The sequence below is a fragment of the Shewanella denitrificans OS217 genome (assembly GCF_000013765.1).
Classification (GTDB): domain Bacteria; phylum Pseudomonadota; class Gammaproteobacteria; order Enterobacterales; family Shewanellaceae; genus Shewanella; species Shewanella denitrificans.
Genome location: NC_007954.1, coordinates 762,434 through 778,742 on the forward strand (window position 1 = coordinate 762,434; position 16,309 = coordinate 778,742).

Annotated in this window: 15 protein-coding genes; 3 read left to right on the forward strand and 12 right to left on the reverse strand. The window is 46.5% G+C overall.

What is annotated here, in order from left to right:
• Positions 1-70: 70 nt before the first annotated feature.
• The 9 genes from SDEN_RS03450 to SDEN_RS03490 form a co-directional block, all read right to left on the reverse strand.
• Positions 71-1,093, reverse strand: a complete 1,023-nt coding sequence (locus SDEN_RS03450; RefSeq protein WP_011495118.1) for a response regulator — start codon at positions 1,091-1,093, stop codon at positions 71-73.
• Positions 1,094-1,108: 15 nt separating this feature from the next.
• On the reverse strand, positions 1,109-3,670 hold the full coding sequence (locus SDEN_RS03455; RefSeq protein ID WP_011495119.1) for a hybrid sensor histidine kinase/response regulator: 2,562 nt from the start codon (positions 3,668-3,670) through the stop codon (positions 1,109-1,111).
• A 3-nt stretch (positions 3,671-3,673) separates the two neighbouring features.
• Entirely contained in the window at positions 3,674-4,177 is a 504-nt protein-coding gene (locus SDEN_RS03460; protein ID WP_011495120.1) for a YfiR family protein, read from the reverse strand.
• 1 nt (position 4,178) lies between these two features.
• Positions 4,179-6,026: a TonB-dependent receptor plug domain-containing protein gene (locus SDEN_RS19725; RefSeq protein WP_011495121.1), complete on the reverse strand. Its 1,848-nt coding sequence runs from the start codon at positions 6,024-6,026 to the stop codon at positions 4,179-4,181.
• A gap of 386 nt (positions 6,027-6,412) precedes the next feature.
• Entirely contained in the window at positions 6,413-7,048 is a 636-nt protein-coding gene (locus SDEN_RS03470; protein WP_011495122.1) for a PqiC family protein, read from the reverse strand.
• Between the two features lie 3 nt (positions 7,049-7,051).
• Positions 7,052-8,044 (reverse strand): MlaD family protein, encoded by a 993-nt coding sequence (locus tag SDEN_RS03475; protein WP_011495123.1) that lies wholly within the window; start codon positions 8,042-8,044, stop codon positions 7,052-7,054.
• The gene (locus SDEN_RS03480; protein WP_011495124.1) at positions 8,041-8,805 is read right to left on the reverse strand and encodes an ABC transporter ATP-binding protein; all 765 of its coding nucleotides are present in this window, start codon (positions 8,803-8,805) and stop codon (positions 8,041-8,043) included. The genes SDEN_RS03475 and SDEN_RS03480 overlap by 4 nt, the downstream gene beginning before the upstream one ends.
• Positions 8,806-8,807: 2 nt before the next feature.
• Complete coding sequence (locus SDEN_RS03485; RefSeq protein WP_011495125.1) at positions 8,808-9,917, reverse strand: ABC transporter permease; 1,110 nt, start codon at positions 9,915-9,917, stop codon at positions 8,808-8,810.
• A 263-nt stretch (positions 9,918-10,180) separates the two neighbouring features.
• Positions 10,181-10,492 carry a hypothetical protein gene (locus tag SDEN_RS03490; protein WP_011495126.1) on the reverse strand — a complete coding sequence of 104 codons (312 nt, stop codon included), beginning with the start codon at positions 10,490-10,492 and terminating at the stop codon, positions 10,181-10,183.
• A 55-nt stretch (positions 10,493-10,547) separates the two neighbouring features.
• Here SDEN_RS03490 and SDEN_RS03495 point away from each other — a divergent pair, with 55 nt between their 5' ends.
• The 3 genes from SDEN_RS03495 to SDEN_RS03505 all read left to right on the forward strand — a co-directional run bounded on the left by SDEN_RS03495 (position 10,548) and on the right by SDEN_RS03505 (position 13,078).
• The gene (locus SDEN_RS03495; protein WP_011495127.1) at positions 10,548-11,522 is read left to right on the forward strand and encodes a TraB/GumN family protein; all 975 of its coding nucleotides are present in this window, start codon (positions 10,548-10,550) and stop codon (positions 11,520-11,522) included.
• A gap of 45 nt (positions 11,523-11,567) precedes the next feature.
• On the forward strand, positions 11,568-12,059 hold the full coding sequence (locus tag SDEN_RS03500; protein WP_011495128.1) for a hypothetical protein: 492 nt from the start codon (positions 11,568-11,570) through the stop codon (positions 12,057-12,059).
• A gap of 164 nt (positions 12,060-12,223) precedes the next feature.
• On the forward strand, positions 12,224-13,078 hold the full coding sequence (locus SDEN_RS03505; RefSeq protein ID WP_011495129.1) for an HDOD domain-containing protein: 855 nt from the start codon (positions 12,224-12,226) through the stop codon (positions 13,076-13,078).
• 94 nt (positions 13,079-13,172) lie between these two features.
• Here SDEN_RS03505 and SDEN_RS03510 read toward each other — a convergent pair whose 3' ends face one another.
• The 3 genes from SDEN_RS03510 to SDEN_RS03520 all read right to left on the reverse strand — a co-directional run bounded on the left by SDEN_RS03510 (position 13,173) and on the right by SDEN_RS03520 (position 16,275).
• Positions 13,173-14,306 (reverse strand): serine hydrolase domain-containing protein, encoded by a 1,134-nt coding sequence (locus SDEN_RS03510; RefSeq protein ID WP_011495130.1) that lies wholly within the window; start codon positions 14,304-14,306, stop codon positions 13,173-13,175.
• 116 nt (positions 14,307-14,422) lie between these two features.
• Entirely contained in the window at positions 14,423-15,871 is a 1,449-nt protein-coding gene (locus SDEN_RS19730; protein WP_011495131.1) for a M23/M56 family metallopeptidase, read from the reverse strand.
• 2 nt (positions 15,872-15,873) lie between these two features.
• The gene (locus SDEN_RS03520) at positions 15,874-16,275 is read right to left on the reverse strand and encodes a BlaI/MecI/CopY family transcriptional regulator (protein WP_011495132.1); all 402 of its coding nucleotides are present in this window, start codon (positions 16,273-16,275) and stop codon (positions 15,874-15,876) included.
• Positions 16,276-16,309 lie beyond the last annotated feature (34 nt).

Consider the following 16,309-nt stretch of genomic DNA (forward strand, 5'->3'; position numbering starts at 1 on the left):
TCCAAGGTGTCTTGAGGCTCTTTTTACAGCACACTCAACAATGCGGGTTAACACTGTGGATGCCCACTACTCACTGACCTAATTCTACAGAGACTCGCGCTGTGGTTTCGGCCCACTTTTCTTTGATGTGTAATATCTCAGGTAAAATAGTTAGAAAGAGATCGATAAGGTGTGGATCGAAATGACTGCCTCGGCAAGAAACCATGTGCTCAATGGCTTCATCGACAGGCCAAGCATTTTTGTAGGGCCTCACTGAAGTTAATGCATCAAACACATCGGCAATAGCCACTATACGGCCAACTAAAGGTATGTTTGTTCCCGATAGACCCTCTGGGTAACCTGAGCCGTCCCATTTTTCATGGTGGGTTGAGGCTATGATGTACGCCATATTCAGCAATGGCGAGTCATGCTTGCCGATAATATCGGCGCCCATGCTAGCGTGTGTTTGCATTATTTGCCATTCATCGTTATCGAGTTTATCTGGTTTTAATAAGATATGATCCGGTATGCCAATTTTTCCCACATCATGCATAGGGGCAGCATGTAAGATAAGGTCTTGCTCTTCCTCTGTCATGCCTGCAGCTCGTGCTAATAGCATGGAGTAGTGACTCATGCGAATAACGTGTAAACCGGTTTCATTATCTTTGTACTCGGCAGCTCGTCCTAGGCGTTGAATGATTTGCAAACGGGTATCTTGCAATTCATTAATGCTGACTAAGGATAAATGCGTCCGCACTCTGGCCCTAACCGTTGCAGGACTAATGGGTTTGGTAATGTAATCTACCGCACCTAACTCAAAGCCTTGATATTCATCCTCGATGTCAGACATGGCGGTAACAAAAATCACCGGAATTTTTGCCGTTGCCGGGTCTTGCTTTAACCGCCTGCAGGTTTCGAAACCATCCATGTCGGGCATCATGACATCGAGTAAAATCAACTGCGGTTGCTGCTGCTGGGCCAATTCAATGGCGCGATTTCCATTTTTGGCAAATAATAAGTGGTAATATTTAGCTAGTATTTGATTGATTACCTGCAAGTTATTGGGTTCATCATCGACGACTAATATTTTAATTGGCATTTTAACGACTGTCATAGATCACCCCCCCCATTATTCAGAATTAGGCAAAATATCAGTTAATACTTGCACCGCTAAATCAAAGTCAAAATTATCAATTGATGTACGTAGGCGGTTGATTTCCTCTTCAGAACAATTGAGTAATGTTAATTGGTGCAATAAAGCCCCGATTTGCTCTTCATCAAACTCACCATTACTTAATCTCGTTATCTGCACATTAATGTGTTCAGTCAATTCTGTCATATTGAGTGCTTCAGTATTACAGTCAAACTGCTCTTTAATATCTAAGTTATCGATGGATAGCAGGCTTTCCTCGAAGGTGTTAGTTAAAATGGCAATATGTTCATGGGCAGCCGTGATGTTTCTACGTTTTAGGTAGCCATGCATTATTAATAATTCATCATATAAATCCACCAAAGCCAGATTGCCTGCTGTGCCTTTAAGTGCATGAATTAATTGTTCTGCTATGTCAACATCACCATTTTCTATGTGTCGTTGCAAAGCGTTCATATCACTGTGGTGTAATCTGGAAAATTGTTTCAGATTCTTAGTGTAAACATCGGCGCAGGCCCAGGTATTGACGCCTTTTTGAAAATTGATATAAGGAACGTCAGGGAGTTCGGGTTGAACTTCTAACACTTCTTTGGGGGCACCTTCAAAGTACTGGGGTAATAACTTAGCCATTTCAGTAAACAATTCATTGAAGACTATAGGTTTCTTGACAAAACCATCCATCCCCGCAGCGAAGCAGGCTTTTCGATCTTCATGCATCACGCTGGCTGTTAGTGCAATAATGGGGATGTCTTTACCACTGGGAAGTTGGCGAATTTGCTCTGTCGCTTGCAAGCCATCCATAATGGGCATCTGCACATCCATTAATATGATATCGAAGAGATTATGTTCGCGGCACAGGTTTACGGCTTCTAAGCCATTAACCGCGCGAATAAAATTGTGCCCTAATGCTTCCAAACGAATTTTTAATAATTCTGCATTTTGCTCGCCATCTTCTGCTGCCAGCACATTAAGGGCGTGTTCTGTTCTGAGTAAGTTGGGGTCTATATTTATGAGTTCAACTTTTTTGACCTTTTGCTTAGTTTCCATCACATTCAAGGTAAAATAAAACGTGGTACCCACACCTTCATCACTTTCTAGCCAAATCTTACCTCCCATGAGTTCGACTAAACGCTTAGAAATAGTGGTGCCTAACCCTGTGCCACCATATTTTCGGCTGGTGGAGGTGTCGGCTTGAGTGAAACTTTCAAAGATATGCTCCAATTTATCTTTGGCTATGCCAATGCCAGTGTCTCTGATAATAAATTGCAATTGCTCTTGGTTAATTTGCTCTACTGCGATGGTAATTGAGCCTGAAGCGGTGAATTTAATGGCATTGCCGATTAAATTCATTAGCACTTGCTTGAGCCTTAAGGCGTCACCCAAAAATTGAGCGGGTAAATCTTCGGCAATGCGTTGAATAAATACAAGGCCTTTATCTTTCGCTTTTAGCTCGAAGGTTTTAATGACTTGGCCCAAGAGTTTTTTGACTGAAAAGGGCGCGCTTTCCAATTCCACCTTGCCAGCTTCGAGTTTAGCGACATCGAGAATATCATTGAGCAGGTTGTGTAAGTCTTTGGCTGAGTTACGCACCGTCATCAAGTGTTTGCTTTGCTTCTGATCTAAATCGCCCTCTAACACGATATCCACAAAGCCAATAATGGCATTCATAGGCGTGCGTATTTCATGGCTCATATTGGCAAGGAAATCACTCTTAGAGCGATTGGCCTGTTCAGCACTGTCACGCATATTAATAAGTTCTTGTTCCGTTTGTTTACGCACCGCAATTTCTGCGGTCAAGCTGTGGTTTAGGGAAATAATAGACTCTTGTTTTGACAATTCAGTGAGCATGGCATTTAAACTGTCTGCGAGTTGGCCAATTTCATCATCGCTGCGCTTTATGGCTCTGGCTTTAAAGTTTTTATGAAGATAAACACTGGTCGCCCATTCAGACAAACCACGTAACGGCAGGGTGATGTGTTTTTTGAGCCAATAAGACATAAACACAGTGAGCACAGCAACGGCGAATACTAAACCTGCAAAGGTGATAAAAAAACGTAACCACACCTGCTTCCAGACATTTAATTTTGACTGCAACCTAAGCCAACCAACGATGTTATCGTTGACAGTAATGGGGGCCAGGGCTGAAAAATAGCCTTGTTTGAAGCTGATGGTTTCATCGAGGTGTAAGCTGCTAAGTTCAGGCGTCTGTGCATCGAGTGGGTAGCTGGCAAACACCTGTTTGTCCTTATACAAGACGGCGGAAATAATGTCTGGGTTTTTACTCACCGCCGATAAAATGCTCGCCGCTGCGCTCTGATCATTAAAGGTGAGCGCCGCCCGACTGTTGTCCGCCAGTACCTGTGACAGCACAGTTAATTCTCTGGTGGTACTTTGATGAAAATGAGAGTTGGCCGACTGGGATAAGCTGATGGCTGTGATGACCAGCACCAAGAAGGCAAAGGCAATGATGCTATATTGAATTTTCTTTAAAATCGATAACTTGTACCACCAAGTTGATTTTTCGACACGTAAACTGTCCACAGCTTAGACCCCCAATGACAGCAACTGCGCCGCCACTTTAAATTGAGTATTGCCCACGAGCTCTTTGTTGAATCTAAACCGAATAGAATCATCTAAGATAAACAATTCTATATATCCGCCCATGCCAATAAAGTCTGTGGATTCACCTATGGTGAGGACTTCGGCTGGATTAATGTCGGCGAGAATTTTTCGATTAAATGCCGCATCATCGCCGACAAAATACAAGACTTTGCACTGGGCCAATGACGCAGGGTCTTGATAATTTTTGATAAAACGAATTTTAATCTTTCCTTCTGGAGTGCTGGCGCCATCGACATCATCTAAGGCTGAACCAAATTTATTTTTACCAAAAATGCACACGTGCAATGGCCCCTGGGTTGGCTGTTCATAAAATTGCACAAATTGTAAAAAGTTATAAATATAGGAGGCCTTGATTTGATAGACCACAGCCTCAGCAGACGCTGAGCTCATTACCCCTATTAATAAAAAAAAGATAAGATTGCGCATGCTAAATTTCCCATCTTAAGTTGATGACAACGTCGGCTTCTATCGGCACATAGGGATCCCACTCTTGATGCGGTCCATCTCCTAAATTGCGCGCCACTAACTTAACGGAGAATTGCTTGCTGGCTTGCCAATTAACAGAAGCGTCGACACTCCAATAGGCATCGACTTTGTTGCTTTTAAGTTCATCCACATAACGTAAGGCGGTATTAAATTGCCACTGTGAGTTGATGTCCCACATGGAGATAATTTGCGCCATGTTTTTAGGCATTTGTCCTTCTGTGAGTTGGGCTCTGGCCACAGACAAACTGCCTTGCTGTGCGGTAAGCGCCATAGCAGCATGTGACAGATTGAGTCTGAGGCTCCAATCTTGCTGTACTTGAATACTGCTACTTAACTCTATGCCTTTCACTGTGCCAGAGATTTGATTGCCATAGCCATTGGCCTCTATGGATAATAAGTCATCATAGTCACTTTGATACACTGTAATATCTAGTGACCCTGTCTCTGTCCATTGCTTGCGCCAGCCAAGTTCATAGACATTGGCATTTTCTGGCTTTAGCCTCTCGCCACTAAAAGCCCCAAAGCGAATATCGGCTTCCCATCGGGTTGGCACTCGCACCGCTTTAGACCAAGCTCCCCAAAGTAAAGATTGGGCTAATTGATAAGAGAAACGCACACTGGGTTGCCACTCGTCACCTGAGTAATCATTGCGCTCATATTTAGTGCCAATAATGAGATGCAGATCATCCTCTAAAAAGGCGATGTCATCTTGAAAGAAAGCATTGACCACTTGATCGTCACGATAGCGGGGTTGAATATATTCGAGGGGCGCAGTGTAAACATCGTCACTGAGGAAGCGAATGCCGAATCCAGTAACGAATGCATGCAGTTGCCACTGCTGTTCGAATTGATAATCAAGATTCAGCAATTCTCTATCATCTTCAAGACCAGGTACTTGGAGGTGAGTGTTATCGTAATAGCCAATTACTGTGTGTTTACCTTGGTGGCTGTCAGTGATTTGCCAGTTGGCAAGGAAATTACCGCCGGAATGCTCTTGCCCAGCAGGTTTAAGCTGCCCATCTAATTCGCCAACTTCCCCAGAATAGATATCACCCTGTAGAGTTAACAGGTTGTCGGTTGAAAAATTGTAATCTAAGCGAAAGCCTAACTGGTTCTGTTGGTTATCATCATTGTTGTATTCATCATTGGTTTGTTGATGCTGACGATGTTTGCCATAGACTCTTAGATAGGCATCATCATTGAGCTTCCAACCGTGGCGAATTTGGGTGACTTGGCGTTGTTTAAGCCCCGTTGATACATCCACTAGTGTGCCTTGAGTTTCCTTGGCGGTTTTTGTGATGATATTGATGACTCCATTAACCGCATTGGCGCCCCATATAGCGCCACCTGGGCCACGTATGACTTCGATGCGCTCAACGTCGGCCAGTAAAATGTCTTTTTCTTCCCACAGGACACCAGAAAATAACGGGCTATACACACTGCGACCATCGATCATGACTAATAACTTATTGGCGGCGCGACCATTGAAGCCGCGCATGCTGATGGCCCAGCGACTCGCGTCGATGCGCGCCACTTCAACACCTGGCACATAACGCAGTGCATCGGCGATACGTGACACCCCAAGGCGTTCGATTTCATCATGAGAAAGTACATAGACAGCCGCGGGCGCTTTATTCAGTGACTGTTGTTTTTTTGAAAGGGAGGTAATTTTAAGGTTCATTAGCTGGAACACATTGGTTCCAGTGATATCTAGCGCCATATCGCTAGCTTGGCTGGCCATAGAGACACACAATAATAAGGGCGTGAGCGCGAATAATTGTTGCTTCATATACAGTTTCCGTACATTAATCGATAATGTTCATCTATAAGTCTGTCCACAATAATTATTCGAGTGGCAGCTATACCTCAGAACCCTAAAATTGAGTATAGATTAGCTTTATGGAATAACAAGGAGCTCAACTGAACAAAAGATATTTAAGTAAGTTGTTGATTTTTAATTGATAAAGTTTGGCTCTTGGTTCTTGATCTTTGGTCTGATTGATTACTGTGGACTACAGCCTAAGGTTGTAGGCTTTCATGTCAGTCAGATAGGAGTGAGTCTTACTCGAAGGCGATTATCAATACACAATTTCTGTCCTCGGGATGCGCACTGTTATCGAGTGGCACCGCCCTTTACTGCAGTGAATAGGTGCTCGGTCCTTGCATATCGCCGTTTCAATTTGGCGCTAGGGTGTTCAGTGAGGCATTAATCTGCTCACTAAGCAGCTGTAACAATTGGCTGTAAGCCATGACTAGCCCAGTGGCGCTTTGCTCTGCGGGCACGCTTGCCTGAAAGTGTTGGCCTTGACCATCTTTTTGTGGGCTGGCAGGGATGGCTTTGGTAGTCGATGAGAGGTCCTTCAGTGTCCACACGGCTTGGAGGCTGGCTTGGCCTTCCATGAGGTTAAGGTTGAGTATATTGATGCTTATGCTGTATTGGGGGCGATTCTCTAAGCGCCACGGAAATTGCACTAACTGACGACTCGGCGAGGCTTGGGTTAAGTTAAGGCCTAATATTCGGTTAATACCTTGATCTAAGGGCTCGGCCCAATAACTATTGTCGAATCTGTGTAAATAACCCGCTTGAGTTTGATACACAAGCTGAGTGAAGTGTAAGTATTCGGGGATGCTGATAGGGCCTATACCTATGGCTAATTCCAAGCTAGTATTACTGGCTAGCCTAGGGGGGGCCGCGCTTGTGAGCACATAATAATTTTTTTGCGGTGAGGTTTGACAGCCTGTGAGCAAGGCGGCTTGCAGGATGAATATCCCCAAAACTGCAGTTAAGCGCATGATACCAAATAGCTTCATTTCTTATTCCTCATCAGATAAGCGTTTACCGCGCAGCAAAGATTCTGGCTGCTCGTCTAAGGTTTCACTTAGGCTTCTTAAGGCGCGCGCCGAGCGACTGACTTCCTTGAGGGTATTGTTAAGCTGAATAACCAGTGGCGATCCTTGACCTAAGGTGCCAGTCGCCTCGATGGCGAGTTTATCTAGGCTCATTAAGGTATTACGTAATTCTGTAAGGCTTGTTTGCACAGACTGCAGCAGTTTAGGTTCATCCTGGCTGAGTTGCAGTAGCAGTTTATCTAAGCGTGTTAGCACCACTTGGGCATTTTTCTCTAAGCTTGCTTGGGTATGGTTAAATTGATTGGCCGTGGTTTCAACGGCTTTGGCTGCAGTATCAAAACTCGTTAAGGTACGCTGAATTTGGCCACTACTGGCAATATCACTGAGCTCTTGAGCCAACTTATCTACGTTATCGACTAAGCCTTTAAAGTCGATGGACTGAAAATCTTGAGTAAACAGCTCAAACCCCGTGGCTATGGTGGGCAGCTCTAATACATTGTCTTGCTCACCCCTTAACAGAATCGGGGTGTCGGGATAGAAATCCAGCTCTACATACAAAAGCCCGGTGAGTAGGCTCTGAAAATTTAGCTGTGCCCGTAACCCTTTGTCGATTGCTCGGCTAAAAAAATCAGCATCAACTTGAATACCTTTAAGTTTTATTCGCTCCAAGAGTAGATTTGCACTCACGGCTGCGGTGACTTTTTGGCTGCTGTCGCTGGGGAAATCGATGCGGATATCGCTGATTTCGCCAATGATGACCCCCTTGAGCTTGACGGCTGCCCCCACTTGTAGCCCCTGCACTGATCCATCAAAATACATTATGATGGGTTCTTTCTCGGCGAATAACCGCCCGCCGGAGAAGAACAATAACGCCGTAAAAATCAGTAGTATGGCCCCAAGAATGAAGGCGCCTATGGCGAAGGGCAGGCGCTGGGCTTTAAGCTGCGGTTTATTCATTGTGACTCCGAGGCATCATCGCGATTAAGAAACTGCCTGACCCTAGGCTGGCTGCTATTAAGCTTAAGCTCCTTAGGGTCGCCATAATCCAGCATGGTTTTGGTGTGATTATCGAGAAACACACAGCGGGTACCAATGGACATTATGCTAGGTAATTCATGGGACACTATGATCACAGTCGAATCTAATGCTTGGCACAGCTGGACAATTAATTGATCCAGCCGCATCGAGCTAATGGGGTCGAGCCCGGCCGAAGGTTCATCGAAAAACAGCAGTTTGGGTTCTAATGCCAAGGCCCTAGCAAGGCCTGCGCGCTTATGCATACCGCCGCTAAGCTGTGATGGATAAAAGGCTTCAAATCCAGACAGGCCCACCAAGGCTAATTTATACGCCACCACTTCCTTGATTTGCCGGGCAGAAAGTTGAGTGTAAAGCTGCAAAGGCAGCGCGACATTCTCCCCAAGGGTCATGCTCGACAGCAGGGCGCCTGTCTGAAAGGTGATGCCCCAGCTTGTAAGTAAATTGATTTGAGTCGCTTCATCCGAGTCATAAAAATTTTGCCCTTGATAGAGGACTTCACCTTGAGTGGGGGGCAGTAAGCCCACCATAGATTTAAGTAAGGTGGTTTTACCGCAACCACTGCCGCCTATGACAAAGAAAATATCATTTTTCTGGATAGTAAAGTTGAGCTGGCCCTGCACTGGGGTGTTGCCATAACCAATACTGAGGTCGTTTACTGCAATAAAAGGCGTGTCTGTCATGGCTAGATCCCAAGCTTATCGTATAAGATATTCAAGGCGGCATCGGATACCACTAAGAAGACAATGGCCTTCACCACAGCCTTAGTGGTAGCCACACCCACGGCATTGGAGTTGCGGCCACAGGCAAGGCCTGCCTGACAGCCGGCAATGGCAATCAATATCCCAAAAATCAAGCTTTTAACTAGTCCTGTTGTGATATCAAGCCAGTCCACAGCCACTTGAGCTTGCAGCAGATATTGAGTGGCGCTTACCCCCATGCCATTGGCGACTATGCCGCCGCCTATGATGCCAATGGCATCTGAGTAGATGCACATCAAGGGCATGATAAATACCAGCGCCACAAGCCTTGGCACCACTAAAAACTCCATGGCCGAAATCCCCATGACGCTAAGGGCATCCACTTCTTCATTGGCTTGCATTGTGCCCAGCTGGGCGGCATAAGCGGCGCCGGTGCGCCCGGCCATGATAACCGCCGTCATCAGCGGGCCCATTTCACGGACCATGCCGATGGCAACTAAGTCGGCAACGTACACTTGGGCGCCTAATTGGCGTAACTGTACTGAGCCTAAATAAGCGAGGATCATGCCAACCAGCAGGCTGATTAAGGTCACTATGGCTAAGCCTTGGGGCCCGGCTTGCTCGATAAAAAAGATGATATCGCTCGCACGGGTTTTCGCCTTACCCCTGAGCCAATGACTAATGGCGAGCACACTGTTGCCTAAAAATAACAGGCTGTCATACACCCCTTGCCCTTGTTCTGTAAGGTTTGCCCGCAGTTTCTGTTTGAGGCTTAACTGAGCTTGGCTTTGGGTTTGATTACTGGGAACTTCGGTCGCAAGCTTCAATAACTGCTGCAAGCTTGGTGGGCAGGCATCAAGGCTTAAGGGTAATTCAGCTTGTTCACACCAGCGGCTTAATTGCAGTAGGGCGACGGCTAAGCTGGAGTCCCATAAGCCGAGGGCTTGAGTGTCTATGATGACAGAGCGACTCTGGCTTGGAATGGCGGCGCATATTGAATCTGCGTCCAGCGCATGGCCTAGCTGCCAATCACCGCGCAGTGCGATATGGCAATCAGTTTGCTGCATCTGGATCTCAAATTTTGCTTGCGTCATCCCTGCTATTGTCTTCCTGTGTCAACAAGTCTATGAATTTACTATAGAACACAAAAGCAATTATTTATCGGTTCGGGATCACTAATTCAAATTAATCTGGAGTGTAGCGGTATGTGAAACGAGCTGGATCAAGGTGGGGCAGGTTTATTTAACAGGCTAGGGGGCTCAATGCTCTCTTAAGTGTTGGCAATCTCGACGTTAACAATAAAAGCCCCACAGTTGAGGCTAGGGCCGATGCATAATTCCTGCGTCATAGCTATTTGTTATTTGCTGTTTTCCTTAAAGGTTTGTAGGGTTTGCAACAGCACACCTAGCTTGATGACATGGGCTTCTAATGCCTCTGGGGGAATGTGGGTGCTGCCTTGGAATGTCTCTAATTCGTTAGCCAGTTCTTGCACATAGGGGAGGAAGCGATTGCTTTGGGTTTCAAAACCCTGATCTTGAGCGAAAATAGCAGAAAACTTACCGTGGCCAGCCTTTTGTAATTCATCCAACTTCACGTCTGAGTCTATGGCTTGGCGATAGGCGGTTTGAAGATTTTCTTTTAGTTGCTGGATGACCTTAGTGTACGGCATGATAGTCTCATTCTTGAATAGGCTCGATAATCTGAAATTATAAGGTGATGCCAAGGTGACAACAAGTCAAAGCGTGAGGAAAACCGCCATAGATGGACTAATTCATGCCAATAAGGCCAATAAGTTCAACAAGGCTCAGGCGAGAGCCGGATATGTTAATCCGCTAATGCTGTTAAGCCTGTTAGTGTTAAGCCTGTTGGTGTTAAGTGTGCTACTGGCAAGTTTTAACGCTCAAAGCGCCGAATCTGACAGACCGCCGTTTTATAAAATCCAATACCAAGGCAAGCAGGCTTATTTATTAGGCTCTATCCACATAGGCCGTGGCGATTTTTACCCTATGCCGGCGCAAATCGAACAAGCCTTCAGTGAGGCTAAGGCCTTAGTGGTCGAGGCCGATATCGCCAAAGCCAATGTGCCAGCCTTACTTAAGCGTTATGGCATGAGTCAAATCGGCGAAAACACCTCCAGCAGCAATGCCCTGCACCAATATTGTGTTAACAATGGCGCTTTATGTCAGGCGCTTTCGGGTTATGCCCCTTGGCTTAAGGCGGCGCAAATCAGCCTGTATCGTTTTGGCAGTTTAGGCTATCAGGCCGACTTTGGTGTCGACAGTTATTGGGTGGCTAAGAAGGGCGCACGGCCATTACTGGAATTAGAGAGTGTGGCATTTCAATTTGAGCTTATCTCATCATTTAAACCTAAGACTCAGCAGCTGATGTTAGACGAAGCAATAGCAGCCGAAGACGTGGAAATGCTGGCGTTAATCCACGCCTGGCGAGCAGGGGACAGTAAGGCGCTCGCTGACATCATGTCAGAACAAGCCGATGACGCACCAGAGCTAGTGACAGAGTTATTGTGGCGCCGCAACCATACCATGACAGCTAAAATCATCGAGTTGTTCGAAGCCAACAAGGACCAGCTGTTTATTGTCATAGGTGCAGGGCATCTAGTCGGCGAGCAAGCCATCCCAGACTTACTGAAAGCTAAAGGCGTAGCGATTATTGAGTGTTGGAAAAATGACTGTAAGTGATGTTTGCTGGTGGCTATTTTGAAAAATACCGCAGGTAGGCCTTGTATGCCCTCTAATTTCATCGATGAGGCGTTTGTTGTTCCGACGTCACTGGATACTGAGCATTTCCACTTTAGAATGCTAGAAGAGTCAATTGCAGCATTAGATTTTGAGGCTGTGATGTCTAGCCAAAAAAGACTGCAAGGGGTTTTTGGTTTAGGTTCAAAGTGGCCTAAAGTTGATATGACATTAGCAGAAAATGTCGAAAGTCTAAAAATCCACCAACAAGAATTTAGATCTAGAAAGGCATTTGCTTATTCAGTTTTTAATAACAGCAAAACCAAATGCCTTGGCTCCGTTTATATCGACCCGAGTCAATCACATGATTACGATTGTGACGTTTATTTATGGATCCGTGATGATAGCTTGGCTTTAGATAACGCGCTTTATGGGGCCGTTCTTAGCTGGCTATCCAGCGACTGGCCTTTTTCTAACATTGTATTTCCAGGGCGGTCTATCTCATGGTTAGCGTGGAATGCAGCGTTAAAAGCGGGATAACACGCATTTCATCTAGTTCAGGTAATTTCATTTCTGCTCTCCAATGAGAAGCTATCAATAGCTGTGGCAAACTGTGTCCTATTCGTACACTCTTCTTCAATCGCATTGAACAATTCAACTCGTAAACTATGATTAGTATTCCCTATTCGTACAAGGTGCATTGAATGTCTACGTCACCGCTTTATTACGCTAAGAAAACGCAAGAATTATGTGCGTTATCTGATGTTTATATTACGTTGAATCGAATGTTATCCAGTGATGGTTGCAGTTTGGAGCAATTGGCCGATGCCATAGCCTATGAGCCTGCTATCGCCGCATCGATTTTGAAAATCGCCAATAGTGCTATGTTCAGTATGCCAAGAAAGATAGACAGCCTGTCTAAAGCATTAACCATACTGGGTATAAAGGAAGTAAAAAAGCTAGTGAATGCTTATGGGATTACTGCGGCATTTTCTAACCTAGATCCAAACGTTGTAGATATGGATAAATTCTGGGAGATCAGTGTAGATTGCGCCTTGATTTGTCAGTATTTTGCAAAAAATAAACAAATCCCCAATACAGACAACATTTTTTTATCCGGGCTATTTCATAACTTGGGGATGTTGGCCATGATCAGCAGCGAGCCTGCTAAAGTCAGATATTGTGAGGGCTATGATCGCGATGAGACGCCTTGGTTTCGCCAAAACCAAGTGTTTGGTTTCACCTTTGCAGATTGCACCACAGAATTACTCAAGCTTTGGGACTTACCTGATAGCATCATACAGCCCATTGCCGAGTTCAATGGTGCAGAGCATGAGCCCTTGCCTGACAATAGCAAATTACTTTATATGGCTTCACGTTTAGCCGTGATTAACGCCGATCCAGGCTTGTATGCAAAGGAGGCGTTAATCGATAAGGCAATTTTGGATGATTTAGGCATTGAATCAAGTGATATGAGTCAATCGCTTGAGTATTGTAATGAGCAGGCGATGGAGCTGTTAGCGACGTTCCCGATCCAAGGTCGAAAGAGTAGCGAATAAATGCATTTACTTAGGGGGAATGGCAAGATTTAGCTCACCTCGATAAATGTGGGTTAAATCGTGTTCTGCTTCAAACGTGCCATTCTTTTACTGGTTATAACACTTGCTGCCAGAACCAGCTGGCCAAAGGTCCGGTGACATCGGCTTCGGCGTTGGTGAGCAGGACTAATCCATAACCCGTTTGCGGTGAATAAGCGATATAAGGACGATAGCCGTCAACCACGCCGGCATGGTAATACAAGAACTGGCCGTCATATTGCACCATACGCCAGCCCAGGCCATACCATTCGCTGACCTGTTTAAATTGTTGCCACAGGGGCCAGCGTGGCTTTCTGGGCAGGCGGGTTAAAGGTTGTTGCAGTTGGGCTAACAGTGATCCAGGCACCACATTAGGCTGCTGCCCTAACATGGCCTGCAGGTAAATGGCCAAATCACGGGCGCTGGCATTGACGCCTGCGGCCGCCCCCAAACGGTAAAAATTAGCTTTGGGGTTCATCATTCGCCAGCCTTGGCCGCTACGTCTATGTGGCATGGCTTTATTACGTGACGCCAATAAAGGCGTCAAGCCAACCGATGCGGTCTGCATCCCCAGTGGGGTAAACAGGCGCTGGCTTAGCAAATCGGCATAAGGCAGACCGGTTGCACGCTCTAGCGCATCGCCCAGCAAACCAAAAAACACATTCTGATAACTGTAACAAGTGCCGACTTTACAAATGGGGCTGAGTTCTTTTAGCCTGGGGATAATTTGCGCTGGTGTTTGATCCGCTTCAATCAAATTTTCAAACGCATGAGGGACAAAGCCACTGCTTTGGGACAAGACTTGCTTGAGCGTTAGGCTTTGTGACAGTGACTGCGTACGTAATTTAAGCCCAGGAACATAATGGGTTAACGGCTTTAGCAACTCGAGTTGTTGCTGGGCCTCTGCCTGTACTAAAGACATACCGGTAAAGGTTTTGGAAACCGATGCTAACCTGAATACGGTATCGGCATCGATGCGGGCGTTATCGACCACTGCCCGCACCCCATAACTGCCCATTTTGACTATCTGATCATTTTTCACGATCGCATAAGCCCCACCCGGTACTTTGGCATGACTGAGTTTTTGGGTAAATTCTTGGTCAAATGCCGCCAGCAATTGCTGCTCAGTAAGCTTGGCAGGGGTGGCATGCAGTTGATAACTACAACACAGTAATATTAGCAGCCAGCGCTGCTTGCAAAAAAAGCCCATCAACTTACTCCGACCAAACCAAAATTTGCCAGCACATCTAGGTGCCGTACTTCCAAAAAACTATGTTAAAAGCTATGTGAAACTGTTCGAAAAACTATGTGAAACCATGTTAAAAGCTATAGGCTCAATTGCAGCTTGTGTGTGGGGTCAAGTTGTTGCCCCTTTTGCAGCAACTCAAAGTGTAAATGTGGACCTGTGGCAAAGCCGCTCGCGCCTACGGCACCAATCTGCTGACCGGCCCGCACTTTATCTCCAGATTGCACCGAAAATGCATCGAGATGGGCGTACAAGGTCTGATAGCCATGGCCATGGTCAATCAGTATGGTATTGCCATAGCGTGAATTCAGGCTGTAATCGTTGGCTATGAGCACTAGCCCATCTTGGCTAGCAAATACCGGTTCGCCTAAGCTCCCCGCAAAATCAATACCCTGATGTGGCCTGTTCTGCCGTAAGGGGCTCACAGTACCAAAAGCCGAGTTCACTTGTGCCTGCATGACTGGCAGCTGCCATTTGTCAGGCAGAGCTGCTTGCCCTTGCAGTGCACTGCAACCGATATTTAGCAGTATTGCCAGACTCAACACCATCAGTGGCAGCCAGAGTGGCAAGCGCGGGCTGTGGCTTTGGGGTTGAAACAAGGCCGCCAGTCGATGCCGGTATCCCAGATCATTTTGGGCTTGAATGAAATGGGCAAACCCGGGAGTGGCCTGTTGTTGGCACAGTTTTAGACTGCTAATGAGTGTCTGCCCATACAAGAGTGCCAGCTTAGGCTTAGCTGCGAGCACTTGTCTGTCAACGGTAAGCTCCATAGACTGGCAAAAGCGTCTTTCTAAGTAACCTAGCGCCGGATTAAACCAAGCCGTGGCAATGATGATGCGCCAGCATAACAACTGCCAGGGATCGCGGCGCTGCCAATGTTGCAGCTCATGAGCCAGCAGCAAAGCGCGCTGTTGATTGCTAAATTGCCAGTAATACGCCGGCAGCATTAATACCGCTTGCCGCGCGCCGAAAATAAAAGGAGAGATAGCCAATCCATGTTGGCGGATTTGCATCTTGAAAAGGCGCGGGTCGAGCTCTGGCGAGGATTGATTGGTCTGCAATTGGCCTGGATATAAGTGCTCTGGCTGCCATTGCTTGGGCTGCGAAAGGTCATGTTCGAACAGCTCTGACGGACACACGGGCTGGGCTTGTCGATATAGCTTGAGTAATTGCCAGTATTGGCGTGCGAGCCGCAGCCATTGGCAACATGCTCCTAGCACAATCACAGCGAACAGGGTTTGCCACAGTGCTTCCAAGGGCTGTGTGTCGATAAGTGCTGGGTGCTGCGCCGTGACGGTCAATTGTTCTAACTGCTGGGTCGCATCCAGCCATAAGGTATTGGGTAGCTGTACTGCAACTGGCCAGTGCCACAGTGGCCACAAAGGCACAGTCGCCAGCAGCAATAGCCACCAGTAAAAGGCAGGCCAGGGGAGCAGAGAAGGGTTTCGGCGCTGAGCCAAAATTAGCCCCCCAGTCAGCAAGCTGGTCCACAAGGTAAACGCTGAAAGCGCAAACAGCAGGCTTAACATTTTCAGTGCTCCTGTGGATCGTCAGGCTTGTTTTCTTGCGCGCCGGCAAGCTTAGATAACATCAGCTCTAAATCGGCGATTTCATCGGCATTAACCAGTTTGCTGTCGGCAAACATAGCCACAGGCAATGGGCCATCGAGCTCAAAGATCCGTTTGGCAAAATCTTGGGCGAAACTGGCTAGGGTGGTCATCTTATCCAGTGTCGCACAGTAAATATTCTTATTGCCTTGCACTTGCACCGCCACAAAGCCTTTCTCGCCCATGCGCTCCAGGGTTTTGCGGGTGGATGAATAACCCCAGCCTAATACTAGCTCCAGTTCATCATGGAGTTCACGGGCTGTTAGCGGTTGTTTTTGCCACAGGAGTTTGAGAATTTCCAGTTCAGGAGCGGTTGGCTGTTGCATACTGGTTCAGGGATAGATAATGAATGACCATATA

Bases quoted from the DNA above. Each gene is read 5' to 3' on its own strand.
- SDEN_RS03450 (WP_011495118.1), bottom strand. From the start codon at position 1,093: ATGACAGTCGTTAAAATGCCAATTAAAATATTAGTCGTCGATGATGAA.
- SDEN_RS03460 (WP_011495120.1), bottom strand. From the start codon at position 4,177: ATGCGCAATCTTATCTTTTTTTTATTAATAGGGGTAATGAGCTCAGCG.
- SDEN_RS19725 (WP_011495121.1), bottom strand. From the start codon at position 6,026: ATGAAGCAACAATTATTCGCGCTCACGCCCTTATTATTGTGTGTCTCT.
- SDEN_RS03470 (WP_011495122.1), bottom strand. From the start codon at position 7,048: ATGAAGCTATTTGGTATCATGCGCTTAACTGCAGTTTTGGGGATATTC.
- SDEN_RS03475 (WP_011495123.1), bottom strand. From the start codon at position 8,044: ATGAATAAACCGCAGCTTAAAGCCCAGCGCCTGCCCTTCGCCATAGGC.
- SDEN_RS03480 (WP_011495124.1), bottom strand. From the start codon at position 8,805: ATGACAGACACGCCTTTTATTGCAGTAAACGACCTCAGTATTGGTTAT.
- SDEN_RS03485 (WP_011495125.1), bottom strand. From the start codon at position 9,917: ATGACGCAAGCAAAATTTGAGATCCAGATGCAGCAAACTGATTGCCAT.
- SDEN_RS03490 (WP_011495126.1), bottom strand. From the start codon at position 10,492: ATGCCGTACACTAAGGTCATCCAGCAACTAAAAGAAAATCTTCAAACC.
- SDEN_RS03500 (WP_011495128.1), top strand. From the start codon at position 11,568: ATGCCCTCTAATTTCATCGATGAGGCGTTTGTTGTTCCGACGTCACTG.
- SDEN_RS03505 (WP_011495129.1), top strand. From the start codon at position 12,224: ATGTCTACGTCACCGCTTTATTACGCTAAGAAAACGCAAGAATTATGT.
- SDEN_RS03510 (WP_011495130.1), bottom strand. From the start codon at position 14,306: ATGGGCTTTTTTTGCAAGCAGCGCTGGCTGCTAATATTACTGTGTTGT.
- SDEN_RS19730 (WP_011495131.1), bottom strand. From the start codon at position 15,871: ATGTTAAGCCTGCTGTTTGCGCTTTCAGCGTTTACCTTGTGGACCAGC.
- SDEN_RS03520 (WP_011495132.1), bottom strand. From the start codon at position 16,275: ATGCAACAGCCAACCGCTCCTGAACTGGAAATTCTCAAACTCCTGTGG.